The sequence below is a fragment of the Marinomonas posidonica genome, assembly GCF_043643765.1.
GTDB lineage: Bacteria > Pseudomonadota > Gammaproteobacteria > Pseudomonadales > Marinomonadaceae > Marinomonas > Marinomonas posidonica_A.
In genome coordinates, this window is the sequence record NZ_JBHZSP010000006.1 from 84,060 (window position 1) to 108,852 (window position 24,793).

Here is a 24,793-nt window from a genome sequence, read left to right on the forward strand (position 1 = left end):
AAGAGGATATAAGAATGAAAATAGTAGGTTTAGAAAGCATCGTTTTTGGGGTTGAGGATGTGCCTGGTTGCGCTACTTTTCTGACGGATTACGGTTTGTTTCCTGTTGATGTCACTGATAAAGGCGGCCGTTTTGAAGCATTAGATGGTACTTCTGTTGTGTTAGCTCACGCTGACGATGACAGTTTGCCTGCGAGTATTGGTAATGGCTGCATGATGCGTAAAACCATTATGGGCGTAGCGGATGAAGCTACTATCCAAGCGATTACCGCAGAGTTAAGTAAAGATCGCGAGGTACGTAAGCTAAGCGACGGTTCAATCGAATCTACCGATGATTCAGGTTTTGTTATTGGTTTTAAAGTTACTGAACGTAAACAGCTAACCTTGCCAGGTGAAATCTCGAACGTACCAGGTTCGCCATTTCAACGCCCAGTAAACCATCTTGCGGTTAATGACGACGCAGAACAAATACGTCCACGCACACTGTCGCACATCGTTTATTTTGTGCCTGACCCAGTCAAAGCGGAAGCGTTTTATGTGGAGCGTTTAGGGTTCCGTTGTACTGATCGTTTTGAAGGCACTGGACCATTCTTACAACCTGCTGGCACTTTAGATCATCACACACACTTTTTGATTGGTGCGCCACCATTTATGCAGGGTGTAGAGCATTTTACGTTCCATTTTGGCGGTCCAACTGAGATGATGCAAAATGGCTCTCGCTTTATTGAAAAGGGTTATCAGGCGTTTTGGGGGCCAGGTCGACACATCTTCGGATCAAATTGGTTTTGGTACTTTAACAGTCCATTTGGTTGCCATATCGAGATGGATGCAGACATGGATTTGCATGATGAAAACTGGGAACCTCGTGTTGCAACCTCTGATGCAGACACCTCACAGACTTTTCTCATGCGTTATAGAGATAAATGGGCCCCGGGTAAAGATTCAGGTAAAAACGGCGCATACGAATAGCCTATTTTAATTAAGTGTAAAAAAACAAGAGTTTGATTATAAATCGAGAGGCTTTTACGGGGGGGAGCAGTGATGTTTATTACTGCCTCGTAAAAGTTGTAAGCGGCAAATGTGCAGCTACCACGAAATAACAATAAACAAAGTGGATGACAATAGTATGTTGATGATATCTGTGAGATACGGGATTTTTTGCTTTACGGATCGAAGAGAAGCAGCCTTTCTAACGGGAGGTGTACGATGAGCTATCGTTTTGGATTTAAAGGTAACCTCGCTTTGATGGTTTCCCATTGTGCTGGTATGTTGGATTTAGTCGCTCTTCCTTTGTGGATCGGTGTGTTGGTTTCTTACTATAAGCTGGATAGTCAGCAATCTGGTAGCTTAGTCACTTTATTCCTAATTGGTGCAGTCTGTGCCAGTTTATTTATAGCCCCTAAATTCAAGCGCCTTAACACTCGTTTGGTTGCTACATTTGGTTTTTTTGTATCGGGTTTATGCTTTGTTTGCGCCTCACAAACGTCTGAATTTGTGTTGTTGGCTGCATTGCATTTTGTCGCTGGTTTGAGTGCAAGTTCAGCATTGAGTATGGCTCATGGCACTCTAGCTCGCGGTGAAAATCCTCATAAGTTGTTTGCTATTGCAGGCTTTACGTTAGGCGTAATGGGGTTCTTTTTCATGGGGGCAACTCCTAACATCACTCAGGCCGTCGGAGGGTATTCACTATTTATTATCTTTGGCGGAATTATGTTGTTGGCTTCGTTTGTTTGCTTATTAACTTTCCCTTCATTGAGCGCCGCTGAAAAACAACAGGAGTCACTAACTAAGGCTGAAAAAATTCCAACTAGTGTTTGGTATGGCATTGTTGGTATTAGTTTAATGGCAATTACTCAGGCTATGACCTTTAGCTTTATGGAGCGAGTAGGGAACGAAAGGGGATTCGCTACTGACTCTATTACTATGGTTTTGATTGCTCTAGCGTTGATTAATATTGTCGCAGCGGCCCTAGCAGGGATTTTGGAAAAGCGTATTTCGACCCGTGTCGTCTTATTTTCAGGCCCAGTTCTGCAAATTCTTTTGTCTAATATCATGATGAACTCAACAGGTTTTGCTCTCTACGCTGCTTCCGCTGCATTTTTTGTTTCTATTATGTTGTTTACTCATACTTTTGTGTTTGGGTTATTGGCCCGTTTAGATACATCGGGTCGTGCTATGGCAGCAACGCCAGCAATGCTAATGATAGGGGCTGCCATTGGTCCTATTTTAGGTGGAACCATTATTAAGTTAGCGGGTTACCATGGTATTGGTATTGCCGCATTAGTATTTGGATCCATTTCACTTATTTGCTTCATGCGTGTTTTCAGAAGTAGTTCAGCGGTGGCTCAATCTGAGTCAGTGGTGTGAGGTGGATGATGTTGTATAAAAATACTACCGAGACATCCGCCACCTCGGTTAACTTTTGGCGCAAACTTGGCCGCTATACCATCATGGCATTGTTACTTTGTCGTATTGATGGTGCTGTTTCAGCCGTTGCGGATGCGATAGAACGCCCTGCTATAAAGTCTCACCTAGTAGAGCATTCAGTGTTAATGGCTGCATCTTATGCAGGAGATCATCTGATTGCTGTTGGTGAGCGTGGGTTAATTCTCCGTTCAGATGATGAAGGGAAAAGCTGGCAGCAGCAACCCTCACCAGTCAGTGTGACCTTAACAGGAGTCGATTTTTCAGATGAAAAAATTGGCTATGCGATTGGTCATGGTGGCATCGTGTTGCGTACGACGAATGGCGGGGCAGAGTGGAAGGTTCTACTGGACGGTCGCACTCTCGCTCAAAATTTGTTGCAACAAGCCGAAGCCTCCAAGGACGAAGAGGCTATTTATCAGGCAAAATTGTTAGTCTCCGATGGCCCTGATAAACCTTTTTTAGACATGTTGTTACTCGGCCCAGATCATTTAATTGTGGTCGGTGCTTACGGCTTGGCACTGGAAACCAAGGATGGAGGAAAAACCTGGGGCTCTTGGATGGGGCGGATTCAAAACTACTTTGGCTTTCATTTATACAGCATTCGCAAGCAGGCTGATCGTATTCTGATTGCCGGTGAACAGGGCTTTATTGCACTTTCAAAGGACAATGGTCAAACCTTCGATATTCTTGATACTCCATACGAAGGAAGTTTTTTCACGGCTCAATTATCCGGGAAGAGCACACTTGTTCTTGCTGGACTTCGTGGAAATACCTTTGTTTCCAATAATAATGGCGATGTTTGGGAAAGCATTAAAAACCCAATTAATGCCTCTATTTTTGCGTCTTTTATGAATGGAAATGGTCAAGTGATTATGGCCAATCAGGCTGGGATTCTACTTGGTTTAACCGAAAATCGGTTAGTGCCACTTACACGTAAACGCCTTCCACCTCTTAACAACATGCTAGAAAAAGCCAATGGTAGTGTTCTTGCTTTAAGCATTAATGGGCCTGTTTCCATTGATGTAGGAGATTTGAAATGAAACATCATTCGTCTACGCTTGCTTCTCCAGAAGATCAGTTTGATCCAAATACGGGCTCTATTATTGAGAGAGTATTATTTAACAATCGTTTAATTGTCATTATTGTTTGTGCCTTACTGACTGCTTTATTGGGTTGGCAAGCAACTAAGTTAACCATCAATGCGAGTTTTGAAAAAACCTTACCAACACATCAAGAGTACATTCAAAATTATTTGACCTATGAAAAAGAGCTGACTGGCTTAGGTAATGCATTAAGAATTGCGGTCGTTAGTCCCAAAGGCACGATTTATGATGCGGAATATTTAGAGTTTTTACGTCAATTAAGCGATGACGTGTTTCTTCTTCCTGGCGTCGACCGCGTGCAAATGAAGTCTTTATGGACACCTTCCACTCGCTGGATTGGTGTCACTGAAGAAGGTTTGGATGGTGGTCCGGTGATTCCTGAAGATTACGATGGTTCACCGGCTAGTTTACAAAAACTAAAAGCCAACGTGGCTCGTTCGGGTCAAATAGGTCAGTTAATCGCAGCGGACGAAGAGTCCACTATTATATACATGCCGTTGCTGAGCCAAGATGCGACAGGAGAAGCATTGGATTATGCGAAATACTCCGAAGCGCTTGAAGGTTTACGAACAAAGTACCAAGACAAAGGTTTAGAGATCCATATAACCGGCTTCACCAAGGTAATGGGGGATCTTATTGAAGGGGTTGAGGCAGTCCTTGGTTTCTTCGTGTTAGCGGTGATTATCGCGACTCTCATGGTCTTCTGGTATACCCGATGTGTGCGTTCCACCTTGCTTGTGGTATTTGCATCAATATTAGCGGTCATTTGGCAACTGGGTATTTTACCGACATTAGGTTATGTATTAGACCCTTATTCTATTTTGGTGCCTTTTTTGGTCTTCGCGATTGGTATGAGCCATGGTGCACAAAAAATGAACGGCATCATGCAGGACGTGGGACGAGGTTTTGATAAATTAGTCGCAGCACGTTTTACCTTTAGACGATTGTTCTTAGCCGGATTGACGGCCTTGTTAGCCGATGCGGTAGGTTTTGCCGTTCTGTTGGTTATTGATATTAAAGTGATTCAAGAATTAGCCATTGCTGCCTCTATTGGTGTGGCAGTCCTTATTTTTACGAACCTTATTCTACTGCCTATTATGTTGTCCTACGTTGGTGTAGGAGCAAAAGCGGCACAACGTAGTGTCGTAAATGACATTGATTCTTCTAATACGAAGAATATGCCTGTTTTGTGGGTATTTTTAGACAAGTTCACTCAACGAAAATGGGCTATAGGCGCTTTGATTGGTGGATTCCTTTTAACTGTTGGTGCCTTTGCATTAAGTACCCAATTAAAGATAGGAGATCTAGATCAGGGTGCACCAGAGTTACGTCAAGACAGTCGCTATAACCAAGACGTTGCTTTTATGAATGAACATTACGGTGCTTCTAGTGATGTGATGGCGATTATGGTTAAAACCCCTGACGGTGCTTGTTCTCAATACGATACGTTGAAAAAAATTGACGTACTTGAATGGCAATTGCGTCAGCTTCCTGGGGTGGAATCGACCAATTCTTTGTCTTTGTTAACACGTCGTGTGTTGTCCGGTTTGAATGAAGGTAATCCTAAATGGTACGAGTTTTTACCGAACCAAAGTATGTTGAACTACATTACGGCAGGTGCACCGCGAGGTTTGTATAACAACAGCTGTAATTTGTTAACAGTGTATGTGTATCTGCAAGATCATAAGGCCGACACACTAACTAATATTGTAAATCACGTAGAGGAATTTGCTAAAGACAATAATACAGAGGATGTGCAGTTCTTATTGGCGGCAGGTAGCGCGGGGATTCAAGCCGCTACGAATATCTCAGTAAAAGCGGCTTGGTATCAAATGCTGTTCCTTGTTTACGGTGCGGTTGCGTTATTGTCGTTAATTACCTTCCGCTCCTTTAAAGCCGTGGTCGTTGCGATTCTGCCATTGATGCTGACTTCCATCATGGTAGAAGCGCTGATGGTGCAACTTGGTATGGGGGTAAAGGTCGCTACTCTACCCGTAATTGCCTTAGGGGTCGGTATTGGTATCGATTACGCCTTATATATTTTATCTATTACTCTGGTCGGACTACGTAACGGCAATAGTTTATCTGAATCTTATCTAAGGGCGCTTAACTTTACAGGTAAAGTCGTTATGTTAACTGGCGTTACTTTAGCTGTCGGGGTGATCACTTGGGTGGCAAGCCCAATTAAATTCCAAGCTGACATGGGCTTGTTGCTGGCTTTTATGTTCATTTGGAACATGTTGGGCGCATTGATTCTTCTTCCTGCTCTGGCGCACTTTTTACTTAAGCCAAAATACGCAAGTGATCAAAAATCGCAGGATATATCTGAGTGATGGAAGAGGTTCAAGCTAAAGTTCTTTGTCATATCGATGAGATAGAAGAAGGGGCGACAAGAGGGTTTTTGGAGAACGACGCAGGACATGATTTGTTTTTCGTTGTGAAACTTGATGGTCGCTTATTCGCTTGGCGAAATGCTTGTCCACATGTGTCTGGTGCACCAATGGCGTGGCGCAAGGATGCGTATATGGACGCCAAGAAGCAACATGTGGCTTGTCATGCCCACGGCGCTTTGTTTGAGCCTGATACTGGTTTGTGTATTCAAGGCCCTTGCCTTGGTCAGAGTTTAGCAAAAGTCCCAGTTCATGTGGATCAAGCGGGCATGGTTTCAGTGTTAATCACAGACATTAATTAATTGTACTAACAACAAAAATAAGGAGTCATTAAATGACTGCAGTAAATAAAGTATTGGTCATTGGTGGTGGTTTCTCCGGTATGGCCACAGCAATCAAAATGCGTAGTCACGGCATTCAAGTCGATCTGGTTGAGATTGATCCAGAGTGGTGTGAACTAGGAGCGGGTATCACTATTAATGGTGCCTCCATGCGAGCATTAGAAAATCTTGGTTTGTATCAACAAGTTGTTGAGCAAGGTTGTGTAACGGATGGTGTGGCGATTCACTTAGCGCACGGTCCTCTGGTTATGGAGCTGCCAACTCCGAGTCCTGTGGGTTCTACTGTGGGAGGTAGTGGTGGCATTTTTCGTCCTACGCTTGCTCGTATTATGTCGTCAGCAACACTTGAGTCTGGTGTTAATGTCCGTTTAGGCTGCACCTACACTGATATTCAGCAGACAGAATCAGGCGCGACTGTGTCTTTCACTGATGGCAGTACTCAAGACTATGATCTTGTTGTTGGTGCGGATGGTGTTCATTCTAAAATCCGCAAAGAGTTCTTCCCTGAAGTGGCTGACCCTGAATACATAGGTCAAGGTGTTTGGCGTGCCATTATGCCACGCCCTGCTGAAATTAATCGTGTGACTATGTGGATGGGCGACCATCTTAAGCTTGGTGTAAATCCTGTATCAGATACACATATGTATATGTTTATTACAGAAGATCGTCCTAAGAAAGAGCACATCGACAAAGCGACTTGGCCTCAAGTTTTTGCCAGTCTGATGGAAAATTTCCCTAACCCAATAGTTAAAGCATTGATTCCACATGCACTAAAAGAAGAAGCCAATATTGACTATCGCCCGCTGGCAAATTTGTTGGTGAAAACACCATGGAATAAAGGTCGCTTGGTTATGATCGGTGACACCGTTGCTGCGACGACTCCACACCTTGCTTCTGGTGCAGGAATTGGTATTGAAAGTGGCATAGTCTTAGCCGATGAATTGGCGGCTAACACCAACCTTCAGGTCGCATTAGATACATTCCATGAGCGTCGTTGGGAGCGTTGTCGTATGGTCGTGGAAAATTCGGCGCGTTTATGTCATATCGAAATCAATGGTGGCGACAAAGCTGAGCATTCAAAAATTATGGGGCAGTCATTAGGTGCTCTAGCTCAGCCTATTTAATTCTGATTTGAAACTCCCTTGGGTAGCGTGATGGTTTGAGACTGATCGCTACCATTTTTTATTTCATGTGTTGTCTATAATTTTCTGTAAAGGAGCTTTTTTATGGGCTTTCCTGATATTTATCGAATCGTAACGGGGCATGATGACAATGGTAAATCCATGATTGTCGAAAATGGTCCGCTGAAAACGGTTATGGATTTAGAGGCGGTTCCTGGTACTCGATTCCATGAAGTGTGGAGTACAGACCAAGCTCCCGCCCCTGTCACTCATGTGCAAACCGATCCAACACTTGGCCCGGTCGTATTACCTCCTACGCCGACAGGAACACGCATTCGATATGTAGATATACCGCCAGACAGCGAAGAGTTCTTAAATCAGGGGCATGGCAAAATGAAAGACATGTTCTCTAAAGTCGGCGACGAAAGTGCATCGACAGTAAAAGACGACTCACCACATCCGCTTATGCACCGTACCGAATCCATTGATTACGGCATTGTCATCGAAGGGGAACTAACCCTTATCGTTGACAAAGACGAAGCCATTTTAAAGCCCGGTAGTGTAGTCGTGCAGCGTGGAACCAACCATGCCTGGGCGAACCGTTCGGGAAAGATGTGCCGCATTTTATTTATTTTAGTTGGCGGACAGTATGATGAAGAACTCGCCAAATCTTTAGCTTAACATGGAATATTTATGAAATTTGCAACCTTACCTAATGGCACCTTAGACGGTCGCTTAATCATTGTTTCAAAGGACTTAACCCAGGCGGCAGACGCATCCTCTATTACCCCTAACTTACTTTCTGCTGTACAAAATTGGCAAAGTAAATGGATAGACCTGCAAGCCATGTATGACCTTTTGAATGAAGGCAAACTGGAAGCTGCTTTTGACTTTGACCCATCCGCTTGTCTTGCGCCATTACCAAGAAGCCCCCAATGGCTAGACGCTTCGGCCTTCTTGAACCATGGCAAATTAATGGAAGAAGCTTTTAACACAGATCCTATTGCTGACTTCGACACCATTCCTGTTATGTACCAAGGTGCCAGCGATGACTTTCAAGGCCCAACCGTAGACATTCCCATGCCAAGCGAAGCTGACGGCATCGACTTTGAAGGGGAGTTTGGCGTTGTCATGGGTGAAGTGCCTATGTCCGCAACCCCCGAAGCAGCTGCCAAATCAATACGCTTGATAGTGCAAATTAACGACTGGAGCTTACGCGCCCTTGGGCCACGTGAGATGAACTCAGGCTTTGGCTTCTTACAAGCCAAACCTTCTTCTAGCTTCGCACCTGTGGCGGTTACGCCTGACGAACTAGGCGATGCTTGGGCCAATGGCCGAGTGAACATGCCATTACATGTAAGTTGGAATGGCGAGCGTTTTGGCGAACCTCACGGCAGCGAAATGAACTTCTCCTTTCCGCAACTAATGGCACACGCCGCTCGTAGTCGTAAACTCACCGCAGGTTGCATTATAGGATCTGGCACCGTCTCGAATAGTGCGCGTGAAGCAGGGTCTGCCTGTATTTCTGAACGTCGCGTCATCGAAAAAATCGACCTTGGAGAGATCAAAACCGCGTTCATGAAATTTGGCGACACAGTACGTATGCAAGCTAAATTTGACGATGGAACCGATGGCCCATTCGGTGTGATTGAACAAAAAGTGGTTTCTAACTAGTCAGAAGGTTGATGCGATGCATGTAGTGATAACGGGTGCGAATGGATTTGTCGGCCAAGGGTTAACAAAACGATTACTTGAGGTCGGTCAAATAGGGCAGCAAACCATCACCCGTTTGACCTTACTTGATCGACAATTTGACGAGGCACTTTTTGAAAAGATGCCTTCAACAAAAGTGTCTTCAATTAAAATCGGAAAATACGCGGGAGACCTAGCCGATGGCACTTGGTTGTGGGACACGCTGAGCGGTTCCACCATCGACGTGGTTTTTCATTTGGCCAGCATTCCCGGTGGTATGGCGGAACAAAACGATAGTTTGGCCCGTAAAGTCAACATCGACGCCACCATGACCTTGCTTGAAATCGCCAAGTCACAAACGGAAAATGGGCAAGGTAAGTCCGTCTTCGTTTTTGCCAGCAGCATTGCCGTATTTGGCAAGATGCCGGACTTTGTCAACGACGACACTCCCCTTAAACCTCAGCTAAGCTATGGCGCTCATAAAATCGTGGGTGAAGTCATGATCAACGACTTTAGCCGCCGAGGCTGGGTAGACGGTCGTTCTTTACGCCTACCGGGTGTACTGGCACGACCTCCCGCTGAAACAGGGCAGTTATCCGCCTTCTTGAGTGACATCATTCGTGAACTATCCCAAGGCCATGCATTTGTGTGCCCCATGTCGCCACAAGCCAAAACATGGGCGTCTTCTTTACCAAACATCATCGACAACCTTATCCATGGTGCCGCGGTGCAAGAAAACAAAATACAAGACCACCGAACACTCACCTTACCGACACTTTGCTTCAGCATGGCGGAATTAGTGGCGGCGATTGGCTCGGTTTATCAACAACCTACGGATGAACGGATTCGTTATGAAGTGAACCCAATGATTGAAACCCTGTTTGGTCGTTTTCCGCCCCTAGAAACACCAGCAGCGGATGGTGCTGGTTTTCAGCATGATGGGGAGTTGAAAAACCTAGTAAAGCGAGCGTTATTAGGTTCATAAAGAAGTCATGCTTACTGGTAGGCTGATCTATCAATCATGTCTGCCAGCATACATATTAAGCATGTTTGAGCTCTTTGGCTGCATCGGTTAATAGCCCCGTTAACCATTGCAATCCTGGATCCGAATTTCTTACGTTGTGCCATTGCATACCTTCAATGATATGTGGGAAAGGCTCCCAAGTGTCATGAAGTTTAATGGGGTAAAGCTTGGCGAAGTGCTGTGCGTAGCGACGATGCATGGTGGCAAGTCGTTTGGTTCCCACTACGGCTTGGCAAAGTGCGCCGAATTCTGGGAGTTGGACCTCGACATGTCGCTTCCATCCATTACTGATGATATGACTGTCTGCAATAGAAGGTCTGCGTTCAAGCCCAAAGGTTGCAACGGCATGGCCGGAGGCAAAAAAGGTTTCTTTATCTATGTTGTCGAAGCCTGCTTCAGCCCAACTGATAACGACTTCTTCGTCTTGCCAAAGCTCGATAAAGTTGTGATTTGGCAATGAGAGCTTTTTGACAATGAGCAGCAGGTCTATTTCGGCTCTATCAAAGCATTCATTGGTTTGCTCATTAAGGGGAATAATTTCGAAGGTAACAGCAGGGGCTAAGGTGGCCGCTTTAGCAATGACCTTGGCTAACAAGGTTGTGTAGGCATAATCTGAAGCGGATACCACAAAGTGGCGTGCTGTTGTCGCCGGGTCAAAACTACCCGCTCGAGTGATTTCGCCTCTGATTTGAAGCAATGCTCTGTGTACTGGTTCGGCTAAGGATTCGGCTTTTGGTGTCAGAAACATGCGGCGACCACGTTGCACAAGAAGCTCATCATCGAAATATTCTCGTAATCGCTTCAGTGCACCGGTAACAGCCGGTTGACTTAAATGTATGCGTCTAGCGGCCGCAGAAACGTGTCGCTCTTCAATTAAAGCCTCAAGGGCTACCAGTAAGTTTAAATCTAATCCGTCGAATCTCATACGCCAAATCTATCAGCCATACTTATTGCTTGCAAGTATAATTCTGATTGGACGCTTATAGGTATTAAATGAAAGAGTAAGCTTGTTCTCACCATTGGTGGGTCTATTTATCCGTTTAAATGAAGGCATTGCACGTTTAATTTTCATTTTGAAATACGACAGTGAATGATGTGCCAGCCTTACTACACGCGATATCTTTTCTATAAAAATAATTATGATTAGGTTGAGTTTATGAGTACTGATTGCTGTTCGAATAATAATGTTATTTTAGTGAATCAAAAAGGTAAGCATTTGGTGGTGGATATTCATTGCCATTTAAATGTGCCAGCCGCCGATAAAATTGTACAGGCCAAGTATCCTGGTCCACCGCCCGGTCTCCATGAGTTTTCTAGCGAAAAAACCAACGAAGTCAATAAAGCGCAGTTTTGTACCATAGGGGCAACCTTAAACAATATTGACTTGCGCATTGAGGATATGGATAAACAGGGAATTGATGTCCAAGTTATCTCCCCAACCCCGGGTCAGTACTTTTACTATACCGATGCAGAAACCGGCTTAAAGGCGGCGCAAGCGATTAACAATGGTATTGCAGAAGCGGTTGCGACTAACCCAGAACGATTTGTCGGTATGGGAACTTTACCGATGCAAGACATTGATATGGCGATCATAGAAATGACGCGCTGTGCCAAAGAGCTTAATTTGCGCGGTATTGAAATAAACACCAATGTGAATGGTAAAGATTTGCATGATGAAGAGTTAGGCAGATTTTTTGCCGCGGCCGAAGCGCTGGGGATCTTGCTTTTTATTCATCCGCTTGGTTTTACCCATGCAACTCGCATGAAAGAATATTATTTCAATAACCTGATTGGTAACCCACTGGAGTCGACTCTTGCTGTTGGTCACTTAATTTTTGGTGGTGTATTAGATCGCTATCCGGGATTAAAAATCTGCGTAGCACATGGTGGCGGTTACATTCCCGGTTATTGGGGGCGCATGGATCATGGTTGGCGTGCCCGCGCTGATTGCAGTGAACATTGTAAAGAACTGCCATCCAGTTACCTTCGTAAATTATGGTTCGATACGCTGGTTTTCGACAAGGAACAACTGGCTTCTCTCGTCCGCACTCACGGTTCTGATCGCTTATGTCTGGGGACAGATTATCCTTTTGATATGGCTGAGCCTGATCCGCTTGGATTCCATGATCAGTTGGATGAAGAGGACAAGGCTAAAATTCTAGGGTTAAACGCCGCGGGCCTTCTTGGGTTGAGTGTTAAATCTTAATAAAGCCTGAAGAGTGGGCGGACTTGAATTTGTCTTAACCTATAAGTAATGCCAATAGTAAAACTATTATTTTTGTATTGGACGCTGATAGGTTTGAGTTTTATATTCCTTACAAGGTTAGCGCGAATAGCGGTTTAGGAGGGCAAACCTATTTGTGCGTACCGATGACTTACTCATTTAAAAATAAATATAAACAGGAGAACAAGATGCGTATTAAAAGTCCTCATCATGTGAGGTTCCAGGTGCCAGACCTGGACAAAACAGAAACCTTTGCACAAGACTTTGGTTTGCTGACAGTAGAACGTACTGAGCAGCGCTTAGTGATGCGTACTGGCGGTGGCGATGCCTTTGCTTATAGCGCTGAAAAAGGCGATGAAGCTAAGTTCCTTGGCCTCGCTTTTGAAGTAGAAGGTAAAAGCGATTTAGAAAGCGCGATTAGTGAGCACGGTGCGAGTCCAATTCGCGAGTTAACCACTCCGGGCGGTGGCCTTGCCGTTACTTTAATAGACCCTAATGGTTTTGAAATTGATCTGGTTTATGGCATTGAACGGGTTAATCCGGAAGAAGCTTATAAGCACTTAGAAATGAACGCACCAGGTCAATATAGCCGTGACGGTCGTTTTGAGCCTAAGCGTAATTTGGGACCCGCAAAACTCTTTCGTTTAGGGCATGTGGGTCTGTTTATCCCAAGCTTTGCTGAAACACTCCCTTTTTATAAAGAAGTATTAGGTTTAATACCAAGTGATATTTATCACGTTCCAGGTATGCCACAGGCTGAAATAGTCGGCTTCGTTCGTCTTGACCGTGGTGAAGAGCTGGTGGATCACCATGTTATCTCGCTGATGCAAAGTCAAACAGGGGAAGCGGCTTGCCATCACATTAGTTTTGAAGCACAAGACTTTGAAGCTCAGTTTATGACCCATCGTTATTTAGAATCTAAAGACTATGAATTGGTGTGGGGCGTGGGACGCCATCCCCATGGCAGTCATATCTTTGATGTATGGCGTGATCCAGATCGCAATCGCTTTGAAACCTTCTCAGACACAGATCGACTGAAAGCCAGTGACGGTACTCGAGTACATGACATATCTAAAGTAGAGATTGATGTATGGCGTTCCGATCCACCTGATCGCTATTTTGAATAATATCCGTTCGATAATAAATTTAATATAGGAATAGAAATTATGAGTGAATTTATGATGTATAAGGTAAAACCTGCCGTTGAACCTGACAATATTAACCCTGCTACTGGGTTAGTTGAAGGCACATTTGGTATTGGTACTTATCAATTTAAAAATGAAGCCGCTTTCCCAGGGTTAGTGTTGCCAAATGGGGATGTTTTAAATGTTTCTGATCGTTATGCCGATACCCACGCTATCTTTAACGACTGGGATAATGCTTTGGTGTGGTTAAAGGAAGTCGCAGCAAAACCTGACCGTCCTGCCAAACCTTTTGCAGAATTGAATATTTTGCCGGTCCTGGCTCATCCCAACTTTATTTGTGCGGCATCTAACTATCGTCAGCACGTTGCTGAGATGATGACCTTTAATAAATTCAACCAAGATAAGCGTTTACCAGGCGAAGACGATGAAGCCTTCTTTAAACGTAACTATGAAGAAGTGGACCGTCGTGGTCGTGAAGGCACGCCTTTCTTCTTTACTGGCTTGCATTCCTCTTTATGTGGTGCCAATGACGATGTGCCATTGCCGTTAATTGGCGAACAGCCTGATTGGGAACTAGAGCTTGGTTTTATCCTTGGTAAAGGCGAGCGTTATGTTAAACCTGAAAATGCTGAAGATATGATCGCCGCCTACGTTATGGTAAACGATATCGGTACGGTTGATGAATTTAAACGTGCAGACATCAAATTCAACTTTGACTGGTGCAGTAAGTTCCAGCCTAACTTCAAACCTTTCGGACCTTTTGCTGTACCTAAAGAGTTTGTTGATCGTAATAAAATGCAAGTCAGGCTAAATGTGAACGGAGAAAAGCGCCAAGACTGGCCAGCAGAAGATATGATCTTCGGCCCATCACAAGTGCTTTCCCATGCTTCTGAGAGACTTAGACTAATGCCCGGTGACCTTTTCATTATGGGTTCTCCTCCAGGAAATGGGGCAAACTTCGGCGGAGCATGGCTGAAAGAAGGAGATGTCATGGATTCTGAAATCACCTACCTTGGCCGTCAACGTAACAAGATTGTGATAGAAGAGACCGAAGGTAAGTCTGTGACTTACGGTGCCTTCAAAACAGAATGGTAGGCGACTCATCTTACTATTTGAGTAAGTTGTCACCTTAGTCAGTTACCATTTTAGTAAGCCGCCATCGTAGATGGCTTAAAGCCTCCCATCATTGAAAAATAATGGGGGGCTTTTTTCTGCTAGAGGCCGAGGTCTTTGCGCGCAATAATCGTGCAAAAGTCTCTTCTAATATTGCTGCTCCACTTGATAAGAGAGAATACGAAGATGGATGTTAATACACTGTTTTCTTTGCAGAACAAAGTGATTCTTGTGACCGGATCATCTGGCGGGTTAGGTTCCGCGATTGTCTCTGCTATGCATTCCCATGGTGCTAATGTCATAGCTTCCGATCTTAATAACCACAATAAGCCCCAAAGCGGTGTGGATTTTATTCCCTGTGATCTTAGTCGCAATGAAGACATTGACGAGCTCGTAGGGCGCGCTAAAGCACTTTATGGTCGCATTGATGTTTTGGTGTCAAATGCAGGGATACAAGGTCCAGCGGGCCCGATAGGTTCTACCACGGACGATGATTGGGATTCTGTGATGTCGATCAACTTAAAAAGCGCGCTACGGCTTTGCTCTGCCTTGCTTCCTGACATGGCGGAACGCGGGCAGGGCTCGGTGATTTTAATGTCGAGTATCGCAGGTTTAAGAGGCAACAAAGCCATCGGGCTTTACGGTTTATCTAAAGCCGGATTGGCTCAATTAGCTCGTAACTTGGCGGTGGAGTGGGGGCCGAAAGGGATTCGAGTAAACTGTATTTCCCCCGGTTTGATTCGTACACCTTTAGCCACAGAGTTACTTGAAAACACTCCCTTTATGGAACGTAGATTATCCCTAACACCGCTGCGTCGAGTAGGCGAACCAGAAGAGATCGCCGGCGTTGCCGTGATGCTCGCCAGTAAGGCTGGTGGCTTTATTTCTGGGCAAAATATTGTTGTGGATGGTGGTACCACCATCAGTGATGGCAGCTAATACAAAAGCGCCTTGACTATAAAAACATAAAAAGCATGAAAAGCATAAAAAAGGTTCTACCTTCCGGCAGAACCTTTTTTATGTTGCTAGGCGGTTACCTTGTAGTTATCCAAAAGGAACATCCCACTCTATGCCTTGTCAACTAACCTGTTGCCCTACAAATCCAAGGTTAACGTATCGCTTAGCGCTCTTGAGCAACAAGGAGTGAATTGATCATTTTTTGCTTTTTCAGCATCCGTTAAAAAGTCATCCCTGTGGTCGGGAATGCCATCCGTTACTTTAGTTAAACAAGCCCCACAGATCCCCATTTCACAAGATACATCCACGGCAATGCCTGCCGCGTCAATGACTTCTAGTGCCGTCTGATCCGCTGCTACTTCTAATTCCAAGCTAGAACGACTAAGAATAAGCTTAAAGGCACCATCGCCAGATTCCGACACCTTTGGCTCGGCTTTAAAAATCTCTTTATGGAGGTTAGCTTCTGGCCATGAATTTGCTCTAGCGCTGTCAAACACATAATCCATATAAGCCACCGGGCCACAGGTGTACAAATGGGCATTTTCGGTAAAAGTACTTAAGGCGCTATTGATCGCAGCGTCGTTTTTTTCACGTTCACCAGAAAAATGAAAGAATACCTTGGCAGCAAATGAAGCGTTTTTAAGCTGTTCATAAAATGCCGCTTCAGTTTGTGATTTAGCGTGATAATGCAGTTCAAAATCAACACCAAGACTATCCAGTTCTATCGCCATCGACATAATGGGTGTAATACCGATACCACCCGCAAAGAGCATGACCTTGTCGCTGTTGACGTTGAGTGGAAAAAGATTACGCGGCTCAGAAATAGTAAGGGTATCGCCAATCTGAACATTGTTATGCAAAGCGACAGAGCCGCCCCTTGATTGCGTGTCATTCAGCACGGCAATTTTATAAAACTCATCAGACTGATCATGGTTAATCAACGAATATTGGCGGATCAAACCATCCGCTATATGTACATCAATATGGCTACCAGTGGTAAAACTAGGCATTTTTTCATTACCTACATGCGCCAGTTCAAAGCTGGCGATGTTAGGTGTTTCTAAGGTTTTATTACGAACAACAACATCAAACATAATTTACCTCAATCGCTTTTAGAGCGATTTAGACGATTCTTAATCACTTCATCAATTGACCAAGCACCTGAGCCTGCGAAGATGAAGTAAAAAAAGACGAAACAGAACATAATAGTGAGCTCCCCGCCATTCACTACGGGGAAAAAGGCTTTGGCGGGATAAAACATAAAGTACGCAACCGCCATTTGACCGGATAGTAGGAACGCCACACTGCGAGTGCACAAGCCCACGAGCAGACACAAACCACCGAAAAATTCTAAAACGCCAGCCACACCCACTAAGCTAAATAATTCCAATGGTCCTTGGTTATGGCCACCGGGCGGGTAATGAAAGAGTTTTTGCGCACCGTGTTGCATAAACAAAAACGCACTAATGACTCGCAAAGCGGCACGGCTGTATATCTCATATGTAGATAGCATCATTGACGACTTCCTTTTTAAGTATATTTTGCTAAGAGTGTGACAGAGTGGCCGATTAAGCCCTCCTGTCACGGCGACTTAACGGTTATGCTTCTTCTAATGGAATCTTCTCTTCCGCTAACATAGCTTCAATTTTCCGGCGTACTTGCACGGCCGGTTTGTCTGCGATGACTAACAACTCTCGTTGTTGTGTGACGGCAAAATCTAAGCGTTTCTCAACCGCATTGATGGCAACAACATCTTGTCCGCGAATTTTCTTATCAGCAGCCAGTTGAAAGTTATCTAACGATTCATCACCCAGTCTGAAGTTACGGGTAGAAAAACCAAAATAATGCGTCGTGTGGTCGGTTTCTGGGGTGATGCCATGTAGAATCATTAAGGTACCTAGTTCTTTAGGTACTTCTGTTTTTCCTGGTATGGAGGAAATAATAGGCAGGCTGGTTGAAATGAATTCAGGGCCGTAGAAATCGCTTCGAATTGAGAAGTCACAAAGACCATCGAATTGCGCTTCAGGGCCAAATACTAGTTTGAAATAATCATTCCAAGGCGCTTTACCATGTCTTAAAACGCGGTAGCTTTTTTCATGCTCTTCGGTGACCAATGGGATTTTTGCCATCGCATCTTTGCCATCAACATGATGATGAACATAGGGTAAATGAGTCAAATCCATTAAATTGTCGATCAATAATTGAGAACGGCCATCAAGATGAAAATAGTTTTCTGAGTGGAAATCCCAGTCTGGTTGATCCAAACCAAAATCTTCATAAGGCGGGATTAAATCCGTATCGCACTTGTCTTCATCGCCCATCCAAATCCAGCAGATTGGGCCACGTTCAACCAGCTTATAGACCGGCTGACACATCTTGCCAGTAACTTTGTCTTGTGAAGGAATATCGATACAGTCGCCGTTATCGGCAAACTTAAAACCGTGATAACCACAGACAATGGCATCACCCTCAACTCGTCCTTCTACCAAGGGCAAATAGCGATGCGGACAGAGTCCATACATGGCTACAGGCGTGCCATCTTCTTTACGGTACATAACAACTGGCTTGTTAAGCATCGTACGTTCCATTGGTTCACGGGTAATCTCGGTAGAGAAAGCCGCCATGTACCAACGGTTTTTGACGATAGAGCTTTTGTATTTGAATGGATACATAATGATAATTTTCCTATCTTTATTTTTATAATATAGGAGACCACTTCCTGCCCGGAGTGATCTTATTCAGTAAAACCTTACCGATGACATATCACTTCACGCTGCGTTATAGCGTTAATAGCATCGGTGATTTTTCAGCAATATAGCAATGCAAATCACGATGCACCAATCCTTAACAGCGCTAGCTGGTATCGCTAATTTCAATAGTAAAGGGTGAGCCTAAGTACCGTGCTTGTTGATTTAGTTAAGGTCGCCTTTAAAAAATTCTATTTATTTACGAAAAGGCATCTTTAAAATAGATTAATAAGACTCCTATATAACGATAAAAATAATGGTAAAACAGCTATGCGATTTAAAGGCCTAGATTTAAATCTGTTGGTCGCATTAGATGCGCTTATTTCTGAGCGCAATATAACGCGAGCAGGCGAGCGTATACACCTGAGTCAGTCCGGCATGAGCTCGGCCGTCTCTCGGTTACGTGAATACTTTGATGACGAGTTATTTGTGCAAGTCGGCAGAGAACTGATTCCTACTTCCTTAGCAGAGACACTAGCAAAGCCGGTACGTCGGATCCTTGTCGAGATGGAAAACACCATCATTAACCAGCCGAAATTTGACCCAACAACCGATGATCGTTGTTATAAAATTGTCGCCTCGGAACTCACCACCATGGTGCTAATGACTAGCGTTATTAGTCGCTTGGCTCAAGAAGCGCCCAATATACGCTTAGAGCTATCATCCACCAGTGATATCGAATTAATCGACAAGGGCAGTGTTGACCTGATGTTTATCCCTCGTCAATTTGTTTTAGAAGACCACCCCTACGATGAACTCTATCAAGAAGGCTATAAATGCATTTGCTGGGAAGGCAATACCTCGATTGGTGACAAAATCACCTTTGAGGATTATCAAACAGCAGGTCATGTTGCCGTAAGCTATGGTAAAAATCACTCCCCTGCCTTTGATGGGTGGTTTATGAGCAACTATGGCATCAGTCGAAGGGTCGAAATTACCACCACCAACCTACTTGCGCCGCCGGCACTGATTATTGGTACCCAGCGTATCGCCACCGTCCATAGTCGGCTAGCCAGCATAGTGCGCAAATCTCTGCCTATAAAAGTTTTAGAGCCACCCATGAACATCCCCATGCTAACGCAAACCATGCAGTACAACCGTAACCGCGAAAACGATGCCGGCTTGACTTGGCTACGACAACTCATCGCAGACGTCGCAAAGACCATTTAATGGTGTTTATAACAGTCCAAGTGCGAGGGCGGGAAACACAATATACTTTTAAGCATTTATTGTTTTGTATCCCGCCGAAACGCCAGTGGCGATTTGCCCATTCTTTGATTAAAAAGACGCCTGAAACTACGGTCAGAGGTCCAGCCTACCATCTCTGTAATGTCGCTTATCGAATGTTTGGTCGTTTGTAGGAGCTCCGCTGCCAGCTGTATACGCCAGTGGCTTAAATAGGTTATTGGGCCAACGCCAACTAATTGTTGGAAGCGTTGTGCAAAACTGGATCGAGACATTCCTGCATGAACCGCCAAGCGAGTGACGCTCCACTGTTTTTCTGGGTGCCGATGAATCGCGGCGAGGGCTTTACCGATTTTTTTATCCAATAAACCTGGCAGCCAACCTTTGGGGTGTTTTGTCTCTGACAAGATATAAGATCGAAGCTGGCCGATAATAATCAACTCTACTAATTGAGCCGCAATAGCCACAAAACCCGGTTGCTTATTACTGGCATCCTGACTGAGAAAAGCAATGGCAGATTGAAAGGAGGGGAACTCCGTACCTTGGTACTGTCGTAGAATGATCGCGCTGGGTAATGCCTTTAATAGATCGAGTTGCACATTAGGCTGAAATTCAAAGGCAAAAGAGAGTAGTGTTGTCTTTGCTCCGCCACCACCCCAATCGATCTGATGCAACTCACTCGGCAGATAGTGATCAAAACCCGCAAAATTATCTCCTTTCCAAAGGGCGTGTAATGGTGCTATCGGTGCATTATCAGACGAGTAGAAATTAAACTCACCTCCGATGGGAACCAGAACAGAGTCACCGGCTAGCAATAATTCTGGCTCACTGTCAGGCGCAGAAAACCAAAGCTCTCCCGCAACAATATTAAAGCAATACCCCGCAGGGAATGACTTGGTTTCAAAACCCCAAGGTTCACTCAACTGCCAGTTCGAGATAATAGTAGAGCGTAATTTCAGCGATAAAAGTACGTCACTCAGTAAGTCCATAATGAAGTCTACATGTTTATTATTGGATTATATGACCGATAATATGGATTATGTGGTGTATATTGTCCAATTTTTATCTCCTATTCTGTTCTTCCAATAAAAATAAGAAGGATAAGGGCATGAAATTTCTTCGAAATACGTGGTATTGCGCTGGTTGGAGCCACGACTTAGTTGATAAACCATTAGCTATTACATTACTTAATGAACCTGTTGTGCTTTACCGCGGTGAAGATGGCACAGCAATCGCTTTAGAAGATCGGTGTCCTCACCGGTTTGCACCCCTAAGCAAAGGGAAGGTACAAGGCAATAATATTGCCTGTGGGTATCATGGACTGGTATTCGATTCTAAAGGAAATGGGACGCACAATCCCCATGGCGATGGAACTATCCCGAAAGGGTGCAGCGTTAAAAATTACCCAGTCATTGAAGCACAAGGTGTTATTTGGATTTGGATGGGCGAGGCAAGCCAAGCAGACCCAGCCAGTATTATCGATATTGGTGAGTGCGATAACCGTGAAGGTTGGACAGCGGTACATGGTTACCTCAATGTAAAATGCCACTACGAACTAGTGGCAGATAACCTGCTCGATCTGAGTCATGTTCCTTACTTACATTCTTTTCTTTCCTCGGATGGAGAGCCACCAGCAGGTTTTAGAGAGGAGCGTAAAGTAGAAGTAGAGGGCAATACCGTGTGGTCTATGCACTGGAATTACAATTGTCCGGTTTCGCCATTATTTTCTCTGCTTTGGGACGACGCTCCCGCGATTGGCACACTGCGTGCTCATATGTGCTGGCAGCCACCGAGTGTGTTGTATTTGGATACAGGCTTTTCAGCAGAAAATGGCACCATTGAAGACGGTGCTTGTTTCCCCGGTATTCATTTAATTACACCAGAAACCGAACATTCCTCCCATTATTTCTATGCGGTTGCCCGCAATAAGAAACTTGACGATGCCGGTTTAAGTGAAGGCATACGCATTCAAATCAATAACGCGTTCGAGTTTGAAGACGAACCTATGGTCGAAGCCTGTCATGAACGCATGCCAGAAACAGATCTGATTGCACTAAAACCTGTGTACCTTCCCGGTGATGTCGCTGGTATGCGGGCGAGACGAAAATTACAGGAATTGATCCAAGCCGAAACAAGTGCATAAAGAATAAGCTGGCTGACAAAGTAAGAGCCTACTTGTTCTACTTTAAAGAGGCTGAGTGTTAAGGGAATACACTCAGCCTTAGTCGACTTATTTTCTTCTTTAATGGCTGTTTGTCTTTTGGGGCATTTCCACCGTGTTAAGTAACAATGTAAGTGTTCACCGAGGGCAATTCTAGGGGAGATAATCCTCCTTCTTTTTAATCGTCTTAAGTAGGTAGATAAGAGAAGTGATATAAAAAAGGGAATGCCTTAGAAAAGGCATTCCCTTTTTTATTTAAATCAACATGCTTCCTCTAAATTAGGTATTCTTGTCATCATTTCAACGACTAACGCCATGGTCAGTAAAATACAAAATGCTTACTGACGCTCTAAGCAGTTACGATATAATGTTGTCCTTTATAAGCTGAGTGTCAGCTTGATGACTGGAATACACCCCAGATGAACAAAATGGGCGTAGGCTCGCTAGGGAAAATAAATGTTTGAACAAGTATTTAAAAACGTCGACGACATCTTTCACAAAGACGCAGGCTGCTCTTCCGAGCTAGATTACACCGAACAATCCTCATGGATGCTGTTTTTAAAATACCTCGATGATCTGGAGTTTACCAAATCCCAAGAAGCCGAAATGATGATGGAAACCTACCAATTCATCATCGACGAACCTTACCGTTGGAGCGCATGGGCCGCCCCAAAAGACGAAAACGGCAAGTTTGATCACAACAACGCCTTAACCGGTGATGACCTAATGGACTTTGTTGACGGTGAGCTATTCCCTTATTTAAAAGGCTTTAAGCAACGTGCCGACAACGCCAATACCATTGAATACAAAATTGGCGAGATTTTTAGCGAAATCAAAAACAAGATTCAAAGTGGTTATTCACTGCGTGACGCATTGGAAAAAATTGATGAATTACGCTTTCGATCCCAGCAAGAAAAACACGAACTTAGCCACCTATACGAAGCCAAAATCAAAAACATGGGCAACGCAGGCCGTAACGGTGGCGAATACTACACACCGCGCCCGTTAATCCGCGCCATGATCGATGTAATACAACCCAACATTGGCGAAACCATTTACGACGGTGCCGCAGGCTCCGCTGGATTTTTATGTGAAGCCTTTGATTATTTACGCCAAGGTGGCAGAGCAGGAATAGAAGGTAAAAAGCAACTCAGTACCAGCGATTTAGAAATCCTGCAAACCCGTACTTTTTACGCCAAAGAGAAAAAGTCATTGGCGTATGTGATCGCCATCATGAACATGATATTGCACGGCATCGAAGCGCCTAATGTATTGCACACCAATACCTTGTCTGAAAACCTCATGGACATTCAACCAAGCCAGCAGCACGACATCATTTTGGCTAACCCTCCGTTTGGCGGCAAAGAACGCAAAGAGGTGCAAGAAAACTTCCCCATCCAAACTGGCGAAACCGCCTTCTTGTTTTTGCAGCACTTTATCAAAATGCTCAAACCCGGTGGCCGCGCCGCCATAGTCATTAAAAACACCTTTTTAAGCAATACCGACAATGCCGCGATCAAATTGCGTAAAGAACTATTGGAAAACTGTAATTTACATACCGTGTTAGATTGCCCCGGCGGTACCTTTTTGGGCGCTGGCGTAAAAACCGTGGTGCTGTTTTTTACCAAAGGGGAGCCAACCTTAAACACCTGGTTTTACGAGCTGAATGTGGGTCGCAACATGGGCAAAACCAACCCTTTAAACGACAACGACCTTGCTGAATTCGTTACCCTGCAAAAAGCCGCTATCAGCAATAAAGCCGATGGTGAAACCGACCAATCATGGTCACTCGCCATCAGCGACATAGACCAAACTACCTACGATTTATCGGTGAAAAACCCCACTATTGGAGAAGTTGAAGCATTACGCGAGCCGAAAGCTATCATTGAAGACATCATTGCACTGGATAAAGAGTCGGAAGCGATATTGGCTAAGATTCAGGAGATGTTGTAATGGTTTGGGCAACAGCAAAACTTGGTGAGTTAGCTCAGATTAATTATGGTTATACGGCTAAAGCCTCATTTGAAACTGATGGGCCAAAATTTTTACGGATTACAGATATACAAAATGGCGTTGTAAATTGGTCAACAGTCCCATCTTGTGAGTTGTCAGATCAAGATTTCATAAAGCATAAATTAGAAACTAATGATATTGTTTTTGCCCGAACAGGAGCAACTACGGGAAAAAGCTTCCTAATTAAGGAAATAGAAAATTCTGTTGCTGCATCATATTTAATTAGATTACGTTTAACTAGCTGTGAAATACTTCCTGAATTTGTATATATATTTTTTCAAACATCGATGTACTGGGATCTGGTTGAAGCCGGAAGCTCGGGAAGTGCACAAGGTGGATTTAATGCATCGAAGCTATCAAATTTAGAAATTAATTTCCCTTCACTTCCAGAACAAAAACGCATCGTATCAATCCTCGACACTGTGTTTTTCGACTTAGAACAAACCCGCGCCAAAACCGAACAAAACCTAAAAAACGCCCGCGAGTTATTTGATAGCTATCTACAGCAGGTTTTCAGCCAGAAAGGTGAAAGTTGGGAAGAACTAGATTTAGAAAGTTTAGTCAGCGATGATTGCTCTTTATCATATGGAATAGTTCAACCAGGTGATGATTTCAATAATGGGTTGCCAGTTGTCAGACCTACGGACTTAAAAACTGAGTTTATAACTCCTAATGGTCTGAAGCTTATAGAACCTGCCAAATCTGAAGGTTATAAAAGAACTGTTTTACAGGGTGAGGAATTACTTGTGTGTGTCAGAGGAAGTACAGGCATTACTTCTATCGCATGTAAAAGTTTAGCTGGTGCAAACGTAACAAGAGGGATTGTACCTGTTCGCTTTAACCCAGAATTGATTTCGAGTAGGTTTGGTTATTATCAATTCATATCCCCTTTGGTCCAAAGCCAAATTAAGGATGCCACTTACGGTGCAGCCTTAATGCAAATTAACATCAGGGATTTTAGAAAAATCAAAGTAAGTACTCCGTCAATAAAAGTACAAAAGGCATTAGTAAAGAAATTGGATAGTATAAGACCTGATTTAACAAGAGCTGAAGAGATATACAAGCAAAAACTATTAGCTTTAGACGAACTCAAAAAATCCATCTTACAAAAAGCCTTTAGTGGCGAGTTAACAAAAATAGTCGAGTAACTA

Annotated in this window: 22 protein-coding genes; 17 read left to right on the forward strand and 5 right to left on the reverse strand. The window is 44.1% G+C overall.

Translation table 11 applies throughout. The annotated features are described in order from the left end of the window. The first annotated feature begins 14 nt into the window (after nt 1-14). The 9 genes from ACHUFM_RS08395 (at nt 15) to ACHUFM_RS08435 (ending at nt 10,058) form a co-directional block, all read left to right on the forward strand. Nucleotides 15-968 carry a VOC family protein gene (locus tag ACHUFM_RS08395; RefSeq protein WP_394181347.1) on the forward strand — a complete coding sequence of 318 codons (954 nt, stop codon included), beginning with the start codon at nt 15-17 and terminating at the stop codon, nt 966-968. A gap of 237 nt (nt 969-1,205) precedes the next feature. Then, nucleotides 1,206-2,366, forward strand: coding sequence for an MFS transporter (locus tag ACHUFM_RS08400; protein WP_394181349.1), 1,161 nt, complete (start codon nt 1,206-1,208; stop codon nt 2,364-2,366). 5 nt (nt 2,367-2,371) lie between these two features. Next, a complete protein-coding gene (locus tag ACHUFM_RS08405; protein WP_394181351.1) occupies nt 2,372-3,466 on the forward strand; it encodes a YCF48-related protein in 1,095 nt (364 codons plus the stop codon). Further along, nucleotides 3,463-5,862, forward strand: a complete 2,400-nt coding sequence (locus ACHUFM_RS08410) for an efflux RND transporter permease subunit (protein WP_394181353.1) — start codon at nt 3,463-3,465, stop codon at nt 5,860-5,862. Before ACHUFM_RS08405 ends, ACHUFM_RS08410 begins: the two co-directional genes overlap by 4 nt. Then, nucleotides 5,862-6,221: a Rieske (2Fe-2S) protein gene (locus ACHUFM_RS08415; protein WP_394181601.1), complete on the forward strand. Its 360-nt coding sequence runs from the start codon at nt 5,862-5,864 to the stop codon at nt 6,219-6,221. The genes ACHUFM_RS08410 and ACHUFM_RS08415 overlap by 1 nt, the downstream gene beginning before the upstream one ends. 32 nt (nt 6,222-6,253) lie before the next feature. Continuing rightward, complete coding sequence (locus ACHUFM_RS08420; RefSeq protein ID WP_394181355.1) at nt 6,254-7,384, forward strand: FAD-dependent oxidoreductase; 1,131 nt, start codon at nt 6,254-6,256, stop codon at nt 7,382-7,384. A 102-nt stretch (nt 7,385-7,486) separates the two neighbouring features. Then, the gene (locus ACHUFM_RS08425) at nt 7,487-8,062 is read left to right on the forward strand and encodes a cupin domain-containing protein (protein ID WP_394181357.1); all 576 of its coding nucleotides are present in this window, start codon (nt 7,487-7,489) and stop codon (nt 8,060-8,062) included. 12 nt (nt 8,063-8,074) lie between these two features. Further along, the gene (locus ACHUFM_RS08430; RefSeq protein ID WP_394181359.1) at nt 8,075-9,055 is read left to right on the forward strand and encodes a fumarylacetoacetate hydrolase family protein; all 981 of its coding nucleotides are present in this window, start codon (nt 8,075-8,077) and stop codon (nt 9,053-9,055) included. A 16-nt stretch (nt 9,056-9,071) separates the two neighbouring features. Next, complete coding sequence (locus ACHUFM_RS08435) at nt 9,072-10,058, forward strand: NAD-dependent epimerase/dehydratase family protein (RefSeq protein ID WP_394181361.1); 987 nt, start codon at nt 9,072-9,074, stop codon at nt 10,056-10,058. 55 nt (nt 10,059-10,113) lie between these two features. Here ACHUFM_RS08435 and ACHUFM_RS08440 read toward each other — a convergent pair whose 3' ends face one another. Continuing rightward, nucleotides 10,114-11,022, reverse strand: coding sequence for a LysR family transcriptional regulator (locus ACHUFM_RS08440; protein WP_394181363.1), 909 nt, complete (start codon nt 11,020-11,022; stop codon nt 10,114-10,116). A 231-nt stretch (nt 11,023-11,253) separates the two neighbouring features. On the opposite strand from ACHUFM_RS08440, the gene ACHUFM_RS08445 reads away from it, so the two are divergent. The 4 genes from ACHUFM_RS08445 (at nt 11,254) to ACHUFM_RS08460 (ending at nt 15,518) form a co-directional block, all read left to right on the forward strand. Further along, on the forward strand, nt 11,254-12,303 hold the full coding sequence (locus tag ACHUFM_RS08445) for an amidohydrolase family protein (RefSeq protein ID WP_394181365.1): 1,050 nt from the start codon (nt 11,254-11,256) through the stop codon (nt 12,301-12,303). A gap of 206 nt (nt 12,304-12,509) precedes the next feature. Continuing rightward, a complete protein-coding gene (locus tag ACHUFM_RS08450; RefSeq protein ID WP_394181367.1) occupies nt 12,510-13,448 on the forward strand; it encodes a VOC family protein in 939 nt (312 codons plus the stop codon). A gap of 39 nt (nt 13,449-13,487) precedes the next feature. Next, on the forward strand, nt 13,488-14,561 hold the full coding sequence (locus ACHUFM_RS08455) for a fumarylacetoacetate hydrolase family protein (protein ID WP_394181369.1): 1,074 nt from the start codon (nt 13,488-13,490) through the stop codon (nt 14,559-14,561). A gap of 204 nt (nt 14,562-14,765) precedes the next feature. Further along, on the forward strand, nt 14,766-15,518 hold the full coding sequence (locus ACHUFM_RS08460; protein WP_394181371.1) for an SDR family NAD(P)-dependent oxidoreductase: 753 nt from the start codon (nt 14,766-14,768) through the stop codon (nt 15,516-15,518). Between the two features lie 155 nt (nt 15,519-15,673). On the opposite strand, the gene ACHUFM_RS08465 is transcribed toward ACHUFM_RS08460, so the two are convergent. The 3 genes from ACHUFM_RS08465 to ACHUFM_RS08475 all read right to left on the reverse strand — a co-directional run bounded on the left by ACHUFM_RS08465 (nt 15,674) and on the right by ACHUFM_RS08475 (nt 18,208). After that, nucleotides 15,674-16,630, reverse strand: a complete 957-nt coding sequence (locus ACHUFM_RS08465) for a PDR/VanB family oxidoreductase (RefSeq protein ID WP_394181373.1) — start codon at nt 16,628-16,630, stop codon at nt 15,674-15,676. An 8-nt stretch (nt 16,631-16,638) separates the two neighbouring features. Continuing rightward, on the reverse strand, nt 16,639-17,052 hold the full coding sequence (locus ACHUFM_RS08470) for a DoxX family protein (protein ID WP_394181375.1): 414 nt from the start codon (nt 17,050-17,052) through the stop codon (nt 16,639-16,641). Nucleotides 17,053-17,134: 82 nt separating this feature from the next. Further along, on the reverse strand, nt 17,135-18,208 hold the full coding sequence (locus tag ACHUFM_RS08475) for a Rieske 2Fe-2S domain-containing protein (RefSeq protein ID WP_394181377.1): 1,074 nt from the start codon (nt 18,206-18,208) through the stop codon (nt 17,135-17,137). A 345-nt stretch (nt 18,209-18,553) separates the two neighbouring features. On the opposite strand from ACHUFM_RS08475, the gene ACHUFM_RS08480 reads away from it, so the two are divergent. Beyond that, nucleotides 18,554-19,453, forward strand: coding sequence for a LysR substrate-binding domain-containing protein (locus ACHUFM_RS08480; RefSeq protein WP_394181379.1), 900 nt, complete (start codon nt 18,554-18,556; stop codon nt 19,451-19,453). A 56-nt stretch (nt 19,454-19,509) separates the two neighbouring features. Here the strand turns inward: ACHUFM_RS08480 and ACHUFM_RS08485 are convergent, their stop codons facing one another. Next, nucleotides 19,510-20,457: an AraC family transcriptional regulator gene (locus tag ACHUFM_RS08485; RefSeq protein WP_394181381.1), complete on the reverse strand. Its 948-nt coding sequence runs from the start codon at nt 20,455-20,457 to the stop codon at nt 19,510-19,512. 119 nt (nt 20,458-20,576) lie between these two features. Here ACHUFM_RS08485 and ACHUFM_RS08490 point away from each other — a divergent pair, with 119 nt between their 5' ends. From ACHUFM_RS08490 to ACHUFM_RS08500, 3 genes are all read left to right on the forward strand, one after another. Further along, the gene (locus tag ACHUFM_RS08490; RefSeq protein ID WP_394181383.1) at nt 20,577-21,611 is read left to right on the forward strand and encodes a Rieske 2Fe-2S domain-containing protein; all 1,035 of its coding nucleotides are present in this window, start codon (nt 20,577-20,579) and stop codon (nt 21,609-21,611) included. 474 nt (nt 21,612-22,085) lie between these two features. Then, a complete protein-coding gene (locus ACHUFM_RS08495) occupies nt 22,086-23,582 on the forward strand; it encodes a class I SAM-dependent DNA methyltransferase (protein ID WP_394181385.1) in 1,497 nt (498 codons plus the stop codon). After that, entirely contained in the window at nt 23,582-24,790 is a 1,209-nt protein-coding gene (locus tag ACHUFM_RS08500; RefSeq protein WP_394181386.1) for a restriction endonuclease subunit S, read from the forward strand. Before ACHUFM_RS08495 ends, ACHUFM_RS08500 begins: the two co-directional genes overlap by 1 nt. Nucleotides 24,791-24,793: the final 3 nt, after the last annotated feature.

Coding starts and splice junctions, on each gene's coding strand:
- ACHUFM_RS08405 (WP_394181351.1), top strand. CDS start 2,372: ATGATGTTGTATAAAAATACTACCGAGACATCCGCCACCTCGGTTAAC.
- ACHUFM_RS08425 (WP_394181357.1), top strand. CDS start 7,487: ATGGGCTTTCCTGATATTTATCGAATCGTAACGGGGCATGATGACAAT.
- ACHUFM_RS08475 (WP_394181377.1), bottom strand. CDS start 18,208: ATGTATCCATTCAAATACAAAAGCTCTATCGTCAAAAACCGTTGGTAC.
- ACHUFM_RS08465 (WP_394181373.1), bottom strand. CDS start 16,630: ATGTTTGATGTTGTTGTTCGTAATAAAACCTTAGAAACACCTAACATC.
- ACHUFM_RS08455 (WP_394181369.1), top strand. CDS start 13,488: ATGAGTGAATTTATGATGTATAAGGTAAAACCTGCCGTTGAACCTGAC.
- ACHUFM_RS08445 (WP_394181365.1), top strand. CDS start 11,254: ATGAGTACTGATTGCTGTTCGAATAATAATGTTATTTTAGTGAATCAA.
- ACHUFM_RS08450 (WP_394181367.1), top strand. CDS start 12,510: ATGCGTATTAAAAGTCCTCATCATGTGAGGTTCCAGGTGCCAGACCTG.
- ACHUFM_RS08460 (WP_394181371.1), top strand. CDS start 14,766: ATGGATGTTAATACACTGTTTTCTTTGCAGAACAAAGTGATTCTTGTG.
- ACHUFM_RS08420 (WP_394181355.1), top strand. CDS start 6,254: ATGACTGCAGTAAATAAAGTATTGGTCATTGGTGGTGGTTTCTCCGGT.
- ACHUFM_RS08495 (WP_394181385.1), top strand. CDS start 22,086: ATGTTTGAACAAGTATTTAAAAACGTCGACGACATCTTTCACAAAGAC.
- ACHUFM_RS08400 (WP_394181349.1), top strand. CDS start 1,206: ATGAGCTATCGTTTTGGATTTAAAGGTAACCTCGCTTTGATGGTTTCC.
- ACHUFM_RS08415 (WP_394181601.1), top strand. CDS start 5,862: ATGGAAGAGGTTCAAGCTAAAGTTCTTTGTCATATCGATGAGATAGAA.
- ACHUFM_RS08430 (WP_394181359.1), top strand. CDS start 8,075: ATGAAATTTGCAACCTTACCTAATGGCACCTTAGACGGTCGCTTAATC.
- ACHUFM_RS08480 (WP_394181379.1), top strand. CDS start 18,554: ATGCGATTTAAAGGCCTAGATTTAAATCTGTTGGTCGCATTAGATGCG.
- ACHUFM_RS08500 (WP_394181386.1), top strand. CDS start 23,582: ATGGTTTGGGCAACAGCAAAACTTGGTGAGTTAGCTCAGATTAATTAT.
- ACHUFM_RS08410 (WP_394181353.1), top strand. CDS start 3,463: ATGAAACATCATTCGTCTACGCTTGCTTCTCCAGAAGATCAGTTTGAT.
- ACHUFM_RS08435 (WP_394181361.1), top strand. CDS start 9,072: ATGCATGTAGTGATAACGGGTGCGAATGGATTTGTCGGCCAAGGGTTA.
- ACHUFM_RS08490 (WP_394181383.1), top strand. CDS start 20,577: ATGAAATTTCTTCGAAATACGTGGTATTGCGCTGGTTGGAGCCACGAC.
- ACHUFM_RS08470 (WP_394181375.1), bottom strand. CDS start 17,052: ATGATGCTATCTACATATGAGATATACAGCCGTGCCGCTTTGCGAGTC.
- ACHUFM_RS08485 (WP_394181381.1), bottom strand. CDS start 20,457: ATGGACTTACTGAGTGACGTACTTTTATCGCTGAAATTACGCTCTACT.
- ACHUFM_RS08440 (WP_394181363.1), bottom strand. CDS start 11,022: ATGAGATTCGACGGATTAGATTTAAACTTACTGGTAGCCCTTGAGGCT.
- ACHUFM_RS08395 (WP_394181347.1), top strand. CDS start 15: ATGAAAATAGTAGGTTTAGAAAGCATCGTTTTTGGGGTTGAGGATGTG.